The sequence below is a fragment of the Vreelandella jeotgali Hwa genome (assembly GCF_000334215.1).
Lineage (GTDB): Bacteria > Pseudomonadota > Gammaproteobacteria > Pseudomonadales > Halomonadaceae > Vreelandella > Vreelandella jeotgali.
The window spans coordinates 346,388-359,119 of the sequence record NZ_AMQY01000014.1 but is presented as its reverse complement, the minus strand read 5'-3'; the positions used below and the strand labels follow the sequence as shown (position 1 = coordinate 359,119).

Below are 12,732 nucleotides of genomic sequence, written 5' to 3'. Positions count from 1 at the left end.
AAGCTCTCCCTCTGGCCGTGTTACCCGGCGCAGGCAGATGACGGATCAGCACGACGACCGATGCCACGATAGTAAAGCCCGCAGCTCGCGACAAAGTCGGGATCATAAATATTGCGCCCGTCGAGTACCAGCCTGTCCTGCAAGGTCCGGGCCAGATACGCCCAGTCCGGGTTCCAGTAGGCTTTCCATTCGGTCACCAGCATCAGCACGTCGGCGCCCTCGCAGGCGTCGTAAGGCTCCCCGGTGAACGTTACCAGATCAGGCCGCGGACCGACCGCTTCGAGCAGCGCGGGAACGGCCGCGGGATCATGGACCTGCACCCTGGCGCCCTGGGCCCAAAGCGCTTCGAGCAGCGTAAGCACCGGGGCGTGGTCGATACGGGCCGTGCCGGGTTTGAAGGCCAGCCCCCAGATCGCCACCGTGCGCCCCTGGAGATTTCCGTCGCAGTGCGTCCAGAGTTTGCGAAACAGCGTCTCTTTTTTCTGCTCGTTGATGTCCATGACCCGATCGAGCAGCGCGGAGGTACGGCCGCTGGATGACTGCACGTCGGCCAGCCTCATCAGGTCGCGGGAAAAATTCGGCCCGCCGAACCCGCAGCCCGGGTACAGATATTCGAACCCGATGCGGGTATCCGCGCCCATGCCCTGACGCACGTATTCCACGTCGACGCCCAGGGTATCGGCCAGACCGGCAATTTCGTTCATGTAGCTGATGCGGGTGGCCAGCATACCGTTGATGGACAGCTTGGTGAGCTCGGCGGCCCGGCGCGGCATGCGCTGAAACACCTCGCTGCGGCGGTTGAAGGCGCGCAGAATCTCGCGTATCTGACGTTCACTGCGGTCATCGTCGCAGCCCAGCAGCCAGCGCGACGGCCGGGTAAACGTCGTCCATGCGCGGCCTTCCTCGAGCATATCGGGCAGCGCCACGCACTGGTGCCCCGCACCCAGCCGCTGCTCCAGCTGTTCGGTCTCGCCGACGGGAAACGTCGAGTTGTTGACCAGTGTCAGCCCCGTACAGCGCTGAATGGCCGGATGCTCCAGCAGCTCGGCGGCATCGCCGCGCTGATCCGGCGACAGGCTCAACCAGAGCGCGTCGGCGCTGGCCAGGGCACCGCCGGTGGCGTCGGGGCTATCCAGCAGGCACAGATGGCCGTTATCCAGACTTTGCTGGATTTGCTCAAACAGCCAGGGCTCACGCCGTAGCCAGTCGGCCTGGCGCAAGGTTGACCAGGGTTGCGACGCGTGGGGCAGCCAGCTTACCCGGTGGCCAACCCAGGACAGCGCTGCCGCTGCCGTGGCCGCCCCCAGCTCGCTGCCGTAAATCAGGATCCGCATGCAGGGTCCTCGGGCATCCGGTAGCGTGACATCAGCGAACGGAAATCCTTGCCCAGGGTGGCATGGCGACGCCCGAACGCCAGGGTCGCCTCAAGGTAACCCAGCGGCTGACCGCAGTCGTAGGTCAGCCCTTCCATGCGATAGGCCTGGACCCCGCGACGGGCGCGCAGCGCTTCGATGGCGTCGGTGAGCTGAATTTCGTCGCCGGCGCCCGGCGGCGTTTCGGCCAGCAGCGGAAAAATACTGCCGGGCAACGCATAGCGGCCGATAACCGCCAGGTTTGACGGCGCCGCCTCGCGCGCGGGCTTTTCCACCATGCCGGCCAGATCCGCTGCGCTGCCTGCTTCCGGTGCCTCGTCGGCCGGTGCCACAATGCCGTAGCGCTCGACGTGCTGCCAGTCGACTTCCTCGACCATCAGCTGGGCTTCCCGGGTTTGCGCATACGAAGCCAGCATGCCGCTCAGGTCGCAGCCCGCTGGGCGGTCGCTGCCGTTATCCACCAGAACGTCCGGCAACAGGACGGCAAAGGGGGCGTCGTCGCCGATCACCGGGCGCGCGCAGAGCACCGCATGACCGAGCCCCAGCGGTTCACCCTGGCGCACGCTGATGATATTGACGTCGTCCGGGACAATATCGCGGATGCTTTGCAGCAGGGTTTCCTTGCCCTTCGCTTCAAGGCTGGCTTCGAGTTCGGCATGGGTATCAAAGTGATTTTCAATCGCGCTTTTGCTGTTGCTGGTGACCAGCACGATATCGCGTATGCCCGCGGCAACGGCTTCCTCGACCACGTATTGAATCACCGGCCGGTCCACCACGGTGATCATTTCCTTGGGAATCGCCTTGGAGGCGGGCAGGCAGCGGGTGCCAAACCCGGCCACGGGAAGTACAGCCTTGCGAATCATGACACTCCTTCTGGCTTCGTGCGTACGGTCAAATACCGGCAGTTAAATACATACAGTCAAATACGTACGGCCAAATACGTTTCTTCATGCCGTCTCTGTTCGGCCAGGGTGATGGGACGAGACCATGCTTTCCCGGCCGGGAATGGGTAGAATGGCCATCATACACGACACACTGCCCCCAAGGAGCCGAAACATGCACGCCAATGCCGGGCAAGCCTCTCGCGGCAACGTCGACGCCGAAGAAGTCGCCAAGTTTGAAGCTCTCGCCGCTCGCTGGTGGGATCGCGACGGCGATTCCAAACCGCTGCACGATATCAATCCGCTGCGTCTGGACTTTATCGATGCGCGCGCCGGCCTGGCCGGCAAGCGGGTGCTCGACGTCGGCTGCGGCGGCGGCATCCTGAGCGAATCGATGGCGCATCGCGGCGCGGACGTCACCGGCATTGACCTGGGCGAAGCGCCGCTGCAGGCCGCCCGGAGCCACGCCGAGGAGCACGGGGTAGCGGTGGAGTATCGCCACCTGGCCGTGGAAACTCTGGCCGACGAACAGCCCGGTCGCTTCGACGTGGTGACCTGCATGGAAATGCTCGAGCACGTGCCCGATCCCGCTGCGATCATTCACGCCTGCAGCCGGCTGGTACGCCCGGGCGGGCATGTATTTTTCTCCACGCTGAACCGCACGCACAAGGCGCGGCTGCTGGCGATTGTCGGCGCGGAATACGTGCTCGGCATGCTGCCCCGGGGCACCCACGACTACCACCGCTTCATCCGCCCCTCGGAAATGGCCGCCTGGTGCCGGCACGCGGGGCTGGACGTCGACGAGCAGACCGGGCTGACCTATAACCCGCTCACACGTCACTACCGGCTGGCGCCCGACGATGTCTCGGTCAACTACATCATGGCCTGTCGTCAGCCGGAGCGCACATGACTTCTCCTGCTCTGCCCGACGCGGTGCTGTTTGACCTTGACGGCACCCTGGTGGATACCGCCCCCGACCTGGCGGCCGCGACCAACATACTGCGCCGCCACCACGGTCTGGCCCCGCTGCCGTACGAGGTGATTCGCGGCCAGGTATCCAACGGCGGTAGCGCGCTGGTCACCCTGGCGCTGGGCCACGATGAGCAGCACCCCGAGCACGACGCCGCCCGGACACGGCTGCTGGATGCCTACGAACAGGCAGTAGCCGAGCACAGCCGGGTGTTTGCTCCGCTGGATGACTGGCTGAAACGCTGGGAAGCACAGCGGCGCCCCTGGGGCATCGTCACCAACAAGCCCCGGCGCTATGCCGAGCCGCTGCTGAACGCGCTTGCCCTGCGCCCCGGAGCGCTGCTGTGCGCCGACGATCTCGCCGTGAAAAAACCCGCGCCCGAGCCGCTATGGGAAGCGGCCGGACGGCTGGGGACCGCGCCGCAAGCGTGCTGGTACGTAGGCGACCATCGACGCGATATGGAGGCTGCCCGAGCCGCCGGCATGACCGCCGTGGCCGTGGGCTATGGCTACATCGACGCCGAGGATGACTATCGCCGCTGGCCGGCCGACGTCTGGTTCAAGGACTGCCGGGCGCTGGTCGACGCCATGACGCTGCCCTGTCGCGAGGCAACGTAAGGACGGATAGCCAGCGCGTTCTCCAGGCCGTTTCTTCGCTGATGGATGGGCCAGCGACGCTGGTCCAGCAACACACCGCTAGGCGCGCGGCGGCTGGGCATCGACCTGTTCGCCGTTGACGCCCTGGCTGTCCGGCCCCATCAGCCACAGGTAGGTGGGCATGATGTCATCGGGGGTGCGCAGCGTTTCGGGATCTTCACCGGGAAAGGCCCCCCGGCGCATTTGCGTCCGCGTGGCGCCGGGATTGAGCGTATTGACGCGAATGGCATACTGGTTGTCCACCTCATCGGCCAGCACCTGCACGAAGCCTTCGGTGGCGAACTTCGACACCGCGTAGGCGCCCCAGTAAGCACGCCCCTGGCGCCCTACACCCGAGGAGGTAAAGATGACCGATGCGTCGTCGGAGGCCTGCAACAGCGGCAGCAGCGCCTGGGTCATCCATATCGGCCCGTTGACGTTGACCTGCATTACCTGCTCCCAGAGCTCGGGATTGTACTGTTCAAAGGGCGTGATGCGCCCCAGCAGCCCGGCATTGTGCAGCAGACCGTCCAGACGGCCGAATTCGTTGTGCAGCGTTTCCGCCATATCCTGGTAGTCACGCAGGCTGGCGCCTTCAAGATTCAGCGGAAAAATCGCCGGCTGCGGCCCTCCGGCGGCTTCGATGGCGTCGTAGGTGCTTTCCAGCTTGTCGACGGTACGCCCCAGCAGAATAACCGTCGCGCCGTGTCGCGCATAGGCCAGCGCAGCGGCCCGACCGATGCCGTCACCGGCACCGGTCACCACCAGGATTCGCCCTTGCAGCAGGTCTTCACGAGGCTGATAGTCAATCTTGCAGTTCATGCTTTTCCTTGAGTTGGCGGCGGTTGCAACAGCCGGTGTTATCGGCGTAACTCATCTTTTGCGAGACTCGCGGCGCTGCTCTGCGGATAGTCTTCCCTGACCTGTTCAAACAGCTCGCGGCCGCGCTCGTCGTCGCCCTGGCGCTGCTTGATCAAACCCAGCTTGTACATGGCATCGGGCACCTTGCTGCTCTCGGGGTGCTGGTCTACCACCCGGGTAAAGGCCTGGTCGGCGTCTTCCAGCGCATCGCCCGCGGCATACAGCTCGCCCAGCCAGTAGTAGCCGTTGGGCGTCAGCCCGGTGTTCGGGTAGTCGCTGACAAAGGCCTGAAAAGCGCTGATCGCCTTGTCGAATTCGCGATCCTGAACGTGGGCAAACGCCGCCTGGTAGGCCTTTTGCGCTTCGGCGTTGTCGGCTTTTCCGGCATCATTTTCGCCTTCGGCGGTATCGCTCTGCCCCGCCGCCGCGCTTTCAGAGTCCCCATCGACGTCGCTGTCGGCGTCACCACCTGCGGCTTCCGCCTCGGACGCCGGGTCATTATCGCTGTCGGGCGCTGTTGACGACTGCGCCGCCTTCGCCAGCCGCTGATCAAGATCCAGGTAGCGCTGCTGCGACTGTCTTTTCAGCTTTTCCAGCGCATGGCGCAGCTCCTCCACCTGGCCCTGCAACTGCTGTAGCCGGCGCTGCTGTTCCTGCACCTGGTTGAACATGACCAGGCTACCCGACGAGCGGGTTTCGGTCTGCTGATAAAGGCTGTCCGATGAACCCGACAGGTCCTCCACGGCGGGCTTTTGCGCCACGGCCCCGAGGGGCAAGGCGGCGCACACGGCCACCAGGCAGCAGAGTCCCCGCGCTTTTGCGGCGCATCGGACGGCATGCGTAAGGCTGTATGACATGATGGCTCCTGCAGGGCCGGCGCTACGCTGCCCGGTTAATAGCTGAACTGAACGCGGCGATTCCGGCCACGGGCCTGGTCGTCGTTACCCCGCACGGCCGGCCGCTCTTCGCCGTAGCTGACCACGCTCATCCGCGAGCTGGAAACACCCTGTACGCGCAAAAAGCGCTTGACCGCGTTGGCACGGCGCTCGCCCAGCGCGAGGTTGTATTCCCGGGTACCGCGCTCGTCGGTATGGCCTTTCAACACGACGTGGGCGTCATCGTTGGTGCGCAGGTAGCGAGCATGGGCCATGACGACCGATTCATATTCGTCCTTGATGGTGTCGCGATCAAAGGCGAAATAGATGGTCCGCACCTCGGGAATACGCGAGTCGGCCTGCTGCCCGACGTCGCTGCGGCCGGCGCCATCGGTACCATACTGGCCGCCACTGCCGGTTCCCGACGTGCTGGCGCCGTTACCCCGGGTGCCGTTGCTACCGGTGGCATCACCGTACGACTCACCGCCCTGGGTGCCGCCGGTGCTGGAACAGCCGGCCGTTACCGCCACGGCCAGCGCCAGGACAAAAAAGCGGGCCAGCGGTTTCAATGGCGTCCGCTGCCGGCCGGCGATGGACGACGCGGCAATGGAGGAAAAGCGGTTGGGCAATGACATGGCGTTGCTCCCTGATTTGAGTAATGGGCCAATAAAACGCGGAGTGCCGAGCCGTGGTCACGGCAGCGGCGCGACGGGGGCGTTACCGCCCCGACGACGGAAACGGCGACCACGCGGGTTCGCGTACATCGCCGCTGGCCGCGGGCAGCCGGAACGACGCACGGCCGTCTACCGAAACGGCGCTCAGCACACCCTTTCCACCCTGCTGAGTGGCAAAGAGTAGCATGGTGCCGTTGGGTGCAATACTCGGCGATTCATCCTGGGTGCTGTCGCTCAGCACCACCAGACGGCCCGACTCCAGATCCTGGCGGGCGACCTGGTAGCCCTGCTTCGAGCGATGCACCATGAAAACTTGCTCGCTATAGGGCCCGATACGCCCCCGAGCATTGTATTGACCGGTGAACGTCAGCCGCTCGGCCTGGCCGCTGTCCAGCGAGTAGCGGTACAGCTGCGGGCCTCCGCTGCGATCCGAGGTAAATACCAGGCTGCGCCCGTCCGGTGCCCAGGACGGCTCGGTATCGATACTTGCGTTGTGCGTCAGGCGCTGAATTTCGCGGTCGGCCAGATTCATCAGATAGATTTCCGGCTGGCCGTCCCGGGACAGCGACATGGCCATCCGGCGGCCATCCGGCGACCAGGCCGGCGCGCCGTTGATGCCGTCGAAGTCGGTCAGCCGGATACGCTCGCCGCTGGAGACCTGCTGGACATAAATCGACGGACGCTCGTTTTCAAACGAGACATACGCGAGTTTTTTGCCATCCGGCGACCAGGCCGGCGAGAGTATGGGCTCGTTGGACGTCAGCACGCTCTGGCTGTTGTGGCCGTCGGCATCGGCGACGTAGAGCCCGTAGTCGATATTATCGCCAACACCCTGGGCGGTCACGTAGGCAATCCGCGTGGAGAAAGCGCCACGAATATCGGTGATGGCCTCGAAAACAGCATCGCTGATGCGGTGTGCCGCGCCGCGCAGATGGTCACTGCCGACCGTGATGCTTTCCTGCAGGATCGGGCGTCCGCCGCTGACATCCAGCAGATCGTAGCGTATTGCGTTGCCGTCAGCGTTTTGTTCGCGACGCCCTACCAGCAGATAACGCACGTCCAGCGAGCGCCAGTCGCCGAAGGCGACATCGTCCGCGCTATGCGGCCGGGCAAACATGGCATCCCGCGCAAGCGGGTCGAAATAGCCGCTGCGCGCCAGATCGTCCTGAACAATGCGTGCCACGTCGCCTGACAGGCTGTCGCTGCCCTGAAACGGCACCACGCCGATCGGGGTAGCGCTGTCGCTGCCACGGGTAATCTCGATCGTCAGGTCATCGGCACGGGCCATGCTCGCGAACAGCACAAGCGCCAATGCCACGGCGGCATGCGCAAGGTATGCAGAGCGCAGCGGTAGATTTTCCGGCATTTTCATCAGCGCACCTCTCCCGGTGTGAAAAGTAGGTTGAATCGACGTAACGCGGGCTGTTGCTCCGGTGCTATATCCCGCAGTTCGGTAAAGGGCGCGGCAGCTTCCACGGCCTGCACGGCCGAGCGATCAAAGCCGCCGTCGCCGCTGGAATTGGCTACCGTAGTCGCCAGTACCTCGCCCGAAGGCCCCAGACGCACGCTGATTTTAGCGGTCATGCTGTCGTTGGCCCGGGGCGGAATGCGCCACGCCTGCTCGACGGCCGCCTTGACGATACTCTTGAAATGATTGGCCGCTTCTTCGGCCTGTTCCGCTTTTGCGGCCGCTGCCTGCCTTTCCCCTTCCAGCTCGCGCTGCATGGCTGCTTCGGCTTCTTCCCGCTTGCGCTTTTCTTCCGCTTCGCGCTTTTTGCGAGCGGCTTCCTCGGCCGCTTGCCGCTGTCGCTCCTTTTCCGCCTCGCGCTCCTGGCGGGCTTCTTCCTCTTTCCGGCGCTGCTCTTCGGCCTTGCGTTTTTTCTCTGCTTCGCGCTCTTTTCGGGCTTGCTCCTGCTGACGCTTTTCTTCGGCCTTGCGCTTCGCCTCTTCCTCGCGCTTCCTGCGCTCCTCTTGCTCGCGTTGCTTTTCGGCCTCGCGCTTTTCTTCTGCTTCGCGCTGCTTTTGCGCCGCTTCCTCGGCCTCTTTCTCGCGGCGGCGAGCGGCCGCGCGCTCCTCTTCCCGGGCTTCTTCCCGCGCCTGCTCCCGACGCTTGTCGGCCATGTCGCTGGCCTGGTCAATCACCGCCTGCTCGAGGTCGCTGGGTGCCTCTTCCCGGGGCGGGTTGTCGGGTTCGGGAGCCGGGTCCGGTTGGGTTTGATTGGCCGCCTGCTGTTCGTCCACCTGCTGGGCTTTATCGGTTCGGGTTTGGGTACTGACCAGCGTTGCCTGAACCACCGAGCGGGTATCGGGTTCGTCCTCTCCCCAGGGGAGATTGATCCAGCCAAGCAGCGCAACCGCCAGGTGCAGAGCAATCGCCAGCACCGCCGGCAGAATATAGCTGCCCGCGCGTTTACTCATCATCACCCGGCCCGGATATCAGCCCCACGTCGACCACCCCCGAGCGCTGCAGCGTGGTCATCAGCGTCACGACCCGGCCGTAGGCAACGTCACGGTCGCCGCGAACCAGCACCGGCGTATCCGGGCGGCGCTGAACAATCGCCCCGACGCGTTTGGCCAGCTCGTCCGACGCGACCGCGGTGGTATCCTCGCCCAGGGTAATAAAGTAGTCACCCGCCTTGTCCACCGAGACGATCACCGGCTCGGTATCGTCCGGGGTATCAATCGGTTCGGCAGGCGCCTGGGGCAGATCCACGTCCACGCCCTGGTTGAGCATGGGCGCGGTAATCATGAAAATGACCAGCAGCACCAGCATGACGTCGATAAACGGGACCACGTTGATTTCCGCCATCGGGCGGCGCTGGCCACTGCGATTAAAGGGTCCTTGCATGGGGAAACTCCCGGTCAGCTCGTGGCCTCACGCCCTTGCAGATTGCGATGCAGAATGGCGTAGAACTCTTCGGCAAAGTCTTCATATTGCCCCAACAGGTGTGTGGCCTGGCTGGACAGGCGGTTGTAGAACACCACCGCCGGAATCGCGGCCAACAGCCCCATGGCCGTGGCGATCAGGGCTTCGGCAATCCAGGGCGCAACGGTCGCCAGAGTCGCCTGCTGGGCCATGGACAGCGACTGAAACGAGCCCATGATGCCCCAGACGGTGCCAAAAAGACCCACGTAGGGGCTGGCCGACGCGACCGTGGCAAGAAATACCAGATGGCGATTCAGGCGCGCTTCTTCCCGGGACCAGGCGACGCGCATGCTGCGCTGCACGCCTTCCAGCACGGTGTCGGCCCGGGAGGTTTTGGCCGCCAGGCGCTGAAACTCACGAAACCCCGACTGAAAAATATGCTCGGCACCGCGACGGTCACCGTCAGCGGGTATCTCGCGGTAAAGGTCATTGAGGTCAACGCCGGACCAGAACGTATTTTCAAAAGCGGCGTGGGCCCGGCGGGCGCGCCCCAGCGCAAAGCTGCGTTGGAAGATCATCACCCAGGATAACAGGGATGCAGCAACCAGCAGCAGCAGTACCAGCTGCACCACCAGGCTGGCGTTGGCTACCAGGTGGGGAATGGACATGGTGTTATCGTTCACGGTCACCCTCTTTGCGTCGTTGCTCTTTGATCTCGATACGCCTGGTCGCGATGCGCCTGGTGTCGATGCTGATTTCGAGTGTTGCGTCCCCTGGCGCGTGGCGCCGAGTTTAAACGCTCACCGGGGCCATCGCGCCCGGTGGCGCGGTATTTCCATGATCATTGCGTAATCCCGGCGAGCGCCTGCGGCCAGGCGCGGGGCCGCAGGCGCTGCGCATCGAGACAGGCTATCTCGACGTTGGCTCGGCACAGCCGCATTCCCTCGCTGTAAACGTCCTGAGCAAACGTCATCCGGCAGCGGCTCTGCTGCGTTACCTGCGCGGTAACGTCCAGCAGATCATCCAGCCGCGCCGGGCGCGCATAGTGGCAATCCAGACGGTGTACCACCAGCTGGATCTGCTCTTCCAGCAGAGAGGCCTGGGTCATCCCCCGTTCGCGTAGCCACTCGCTGCGGGCACGCTCCATGAACTTGAGATAGTTGACGTAATACACAATGCCGCCGGCGTCGGTATCCTCGATGTAAACGCGCACCGGCAGATTGAACAGCATCGGATCAGCGGTCATGGTCGCACCTCGCCGGCGGCATACCGGGCATCCTCATGGGGCACCCGGTCGAAGTGTGTCCAGGCCTGACGGGTCACCATCCGCCCCCGGGGCGTGCGCATCATCAGACCCTGCTGGATCAGGTAGGGTTCAATGACGTCTTCGATGGTGTCGCGTTCCTCGCCGATGGCGGCGGAGAGGGAATCCACTCCCACCGGGCCGCCGTCAAACTTGTCCATCATGGCGAGCAACAGCCGGCGATCCATGTGATCCAGGCCGTGGTGATCGACGTTCAGCATGTTGAGCGCGGCGTCGGCAATCGCCACGTCCACGCGACCGTCTCCCTTGATGTCGGCATAGTCGCGCACCCGGCGCAGCAAGCGGTTGGCGATACGCGGCGTGCCCCGGGAGCGCCGGGCCACCTCGACGGCTCCGTCATCGCTTGTGGCGACGTTCATCAACTCGGCCGAACGCCCCACAATGGTGGATAGCGCCTCCAGGTGATAAAACTCCAGCCGCTGCACAATCCCGAAGCGGTCGCGCAGCGGTGAAGTCAGGAGGCCCGCCCGGGTCGTCGCGCCGACCAGGGTAAAACGCGGCAGATCGAGCTTGATCGAGCGCGCCGCGGGGCCTTCGCCGATCATGATATCCAGCTGAAAATCCTCCATCGCCGGGTAGAGAACTTCTTCCACCACCGGCGAAAGACGGTGAATTTCGTCGATGAAGAGAACGTCGCCTGCTTCCAGGTTGGTGAGGATCGCCGCCAGATCCCCCGCGCGTTCCAGCACCGGGCCGGAGGTCGACTTGAGCCCCACGCCCATTTCCGTGGCGATGATATGGGCCAGCGTGGTCTTGCCCAGCCCCGGCGGGCCAAACACCAGGGTGTGATCCAGACTTTCCTCGCGCAGCCGGGCCGCGCCGATAAAGATTTCCAGCTGTTCCCGGACCGGCGGCTGGCCAATATAGTCGGCCAGCCGCCGAGGGCGGATGGCGTAATCGACCTTGACCTCACCGTCTTCCGGCTCGGCTGCAATCAGCCGGTCGTGTTCAATCATCGTTCTGCTCGGTCATGGTTCAGCTCAATCATGGTGCATTCCCCTACGCTAGCGGCCCATACGCCGGGTCAACGCTGCCTTGATCAGCGACTCCGTGGTATCGGTCGGGTCCAGATCGGCCAGCATCTTCGTCGCCTCGGCAGGCTTGTAGCCCAGGCTGGTCAGCGCCGCTTCGGCCTCGGCGGTATTATCCCGGACGGGACCGGTGGCACTTTCCAGCGGCAGCGGCGCGTCGCGATGCTGCCACTCGGGGAAACGGTCGCGCATTTCGATGACCAGCCGCTCGGCGGTTTTCCTGCCCACCCCCGGCAGCCGGGTCAGGGCTTTACTGTCATCATCGTGGACGCAGCCCATAAAGGCATCTTCGTCCATGCCCGACAGTATCGCCAACGCCAGTTTGGGCCCCACACCGTTGACCCTGATCAGCGCGCGAAACAGCGCCCGCTCGCGCTCGCGGACAAAACCGTAAAGCAGATGGGCATCGTCGCGCACGGTCAGGTGCGTATACAGCATCGCGGTTTCGCCAACAGCCGGCAGCGCAACCAGTGTGGTCATCGAGGCTTCTACCTCATAGCCGACGCCCTGGACGTCAAGCAGCAGCCAGGGCGGCTGCTTTTCCTGTAGCTGTCCGTTTAAACGCCCGATCATGGCATCCTTCCTGTTGTGGTTATCCGGCGGCGCCGCGGCAGCGGACTCGCGCGGGGATTATTCACAGCCGCCAGCGCCCGCCGCCGCGTCGGCCACGCCGGCCGCCGGTGCCGGGCAGCAGGCCGCTTTGGGCGTAGGCGTGAGTCAGCGCAATGCCCAGGGCGTCGGCGGCGTCTTCCTGGGGCGTGGCGGACAGATGCAGCAAAACGGCGACCATCTGCTGTATACGAGCCTTGTCCGCGCTGCCCTGACCGGTCACCGCCTGCTTGACCTGGCGCGCGGCGTATTCGGCCACGTTCAGCCCCTGGTTGGCCAGGCTCACCAGCGCTGCTCCCCGAGCCTGCCCCAGCTTCAGCGCGGAGTCGGGGTTTTTGGCCAGAAACACCCGCTCGATGGCGGCCCGGTCGGGGCGGTATTCGCCGGCAATATCGGCCAGGCAGGCATAAATGCGCGCCAGGCGCTGCTCCAGCTCGCCGTCGCCGGTACGAATACAGCCGCTGGCCACGTAGCGCGGTTTGCCGCTGACCACATCGATCACGCCGTAGCCGGTAATCCGCGAGCCCGGGTCGACCCCCAGAATCCGCGTCGCCGCTGGTGGGCGCTGCGACATGGCCATGTTCCCCGCTGCGCTTCGGCGTTTACACAAAAGCACCGACACCTGAGGGGCGC

15 protein-coding genes are annotated in these 12,732 nt (G+C 64.6%); 2 read left to right on the top strand and 13 right to left on the bottom strand.

Annotation, left to right across the window (positions count from 1 at the left end; translation table 11 throughout):
• Positions 1 to 20 precede the first annotated feature (20 nt).
• Both C793_RS0107660 and galU read right to left on the bottom strand, forming a co-directional pair.
• The gene (locus C793_RS0107660) at positions 21 to 1,334 is read right to left on the bottom strand and encodes a nucleotide sugar dehydrogenase (protein WP_017430352.1); all 1,314 of its coding nucleotides are present in this window, start codon (positions 1,332 to 1,334) and stop codon (positions 21 to 23) included.
• Positions 1,322 to 2,236, bottom strand: coding sequence for a UTP--glucose-1-phosphate uridylyltransferase GalU (gene galU / locus C793_RS0107655; protein WP_017430351.1), 915 nt, complete (start codon positions 2,234 to 2,236; stop codon positions 1,322 to 1,324). The genes C793_RS0107660 and galU overlap by 13 nt, the downstream gene beginning before the upstream one ends.
• A 193-nt stretch (positions 2,237 to 2,429) precedes the next feature.
• On the opposite strand from galU, the gene ubiG reads away from it, so the two are divergent.
• Together ubiG and C793_RS0107645 are read left to right on the top strand one after the other, a co-directional pair.
• Entirely contained in the window at positions 2,430 to 3,164 is a 735-nt protein-coding gene (ubiG, locus tag C793_RS0107650) for a bifunctional 2-polyprenyl-6-hydroxyphenol methylase/3-demethylubiquinol 3-O-methyltransferase UbiG (RefSeq protein WP_017430350.1), read from the top strand.
• Positions 3,161 to 3,841: an HAD-IA family hydrolase gene (locus C793_RS0107645; protein WP_017430349.1), complete on the top strand. Its 681-nt coding sequence runs from the start codon at positions 3,161 to 3,163 to the stop codon at positions 3,839 to 3,841. Before ubiG ends, C793_RS0107645 begins: the two co-directional genes overlap by 4 nt.
• Before the next feature lie 78 nt (positions 3,842 to 3,919).
• Here C793_RS0107645 and C793_RS0107640 read toward each other — a convergent pair whose 3' ends face one another.
• From C793_RS0107640 to ruvC, 11 genes are all read right to left on the bottom strand, one after another.
• The gene (locus tag C793_RS0107640) at positions 3,920 to 4,681 is read right to left on the bottom strand and encodes a YciK family oxidoreductase (RefSeq protein WP_017430348.1); all 762 of its coding nucleotides are present in this window, start codon (positions 4,679 to 4,681) and stop codon (positions 3,920 to 3,922) included.
• A 38-nt stretch (positions 4,682 to 4,719) separates the two neighbouring features.
• A complete protein-coding gene (ybgF, locus tag C793_RS0107635; RefSeq protein WP_017430347.1) occupies positions 4,720 to 5,577 on the bottom strand; it encodes a tol-pal system protein YbgF in 858 nt (285 codons plus the stop codon).
• Positions 5,578 to 5,612: 35 nt separating this feature from the next.
• On the bottom strand, positions 5,613 to 6,230 hold the full coding sequence (gene pal / locus C793_RS0107630) for a peptidoglycan-associated lipoprotein Pal (RefSeq protein WP_017430346.1): 618 nt from the start codon (positions 6,228 to 6,230) through the stop codon (positions 5,613 to 5,615).
• An 82-nt stretch (positions 6,231 to 6,312) separates the two neighbouring features.
• On the bottom strand, positions 6,313 to 7,635 hold the full coding sequence (gene tolB, locus C793_RS0107625) for a Tol-Pal system beta propeller repeat protein TolB (RefSeq protein WP_051038354.1): 1,323 nt from the start codon (positions 7,633 to 7,635) through the stop codon (positions 6,313 to 6,315).
• Between the two features lie 5 nt (positions 7,636 to 7,640).
• Positions 7,641 to 8,687 (bottom strand): cell envelope integrity protein TolA, encoded by a 1,047-nt coding sequence (gene tolA / locus C793_RS0107620; RefSeq protein ID WP_017430344.1) that lies wholly within the window; start codon positions 8,685 to 8,687, stop codon positions 7,641 to 7,643.
• Positions 8,680 to 9,117, bottom strand: coding sequence for a protein TolR (gene tolR / locus C793_RS0107615; protein ID WP_017430343.1), 438 nt, complete (start codon positions 9,115 to 9,117; stop codon positions 8,680 to 8,682). Before tolR ends, tolA begins: the two co-directional genes overlap by 8 nt.
• A gap of 14 nt (positions 9,118 to 9,131) precedes the next feature.
• Positions 9,132 to 9,818 (bottom strand): protein TolQ, encoded by a 687-nt coding sequence (tolQ, locus tag C793_RS0107610; RefSeq protein WP_017430342.1) that lies wholly within the window; start codon positions 9,816 to 9,818, stop codon positions 9,132 to 9,134.
• 158 nt (positions 9,819 to 9,976) lie between these two features.
• Positions 9,977 to 10,381: a tol-pal system-associated acyl-CoA thioesterase gene (gene ybgC / locus C793_RS0107605; protein ID WP_017430341.1), complete on the bottom strand. Its 405-nt coding sequence runs from the start codon at positions 10,379 to 10,381 to the stop codon at positions 9,977 to 9,979.
• Positions 10,378 to 11,415 carry a Holliday junction branch migration DNA helicase RuvB gene (gene ruvB, locus C793_RS0107600; RefSeq protein WP_017430340.1) on the bottom strand — a complete coding sequence of 346 codons (1,038 nt, stop codon included), beginning with the start codon at positions 11,413 to 11,415 and terminating at the stop codon, positions 10,378 to 10,380. The genes ybgC and ruvB overlap by 4 nt, the downstream gene beginning before the upstream one ends.
• Before the next feature lie 48 nt (positions 11,416 to 11,463).
• Entirely contained in the window at positions 11,464 to 12,063 is a 600-nt protein-coding gene (gene ruvA, locus C793_RS0107595; RefSeq protein ID WP_017430339.1) for a Holliday junction branch migration protein RuvA, read from the bottom strand.
• Between the two features lie 61 nt (positions 12,064 to 12,124).
• Positions 12,125 to 12,673: a crossover junction endodeoxyribonuclease RuvC gene (ruvC, locus tag C793_RS0107590; RefSeq protein ID WP_017430338.1), complete on the bottom strand. Its 549-nt coding sequence runs from the start codon at positions 12,671 to 12,673 to the stop codon at positions 12,125 to 12,127.
• Between the last annotated feature and the right edge of the window lie 59 nt (positions 12,674 to 12,732).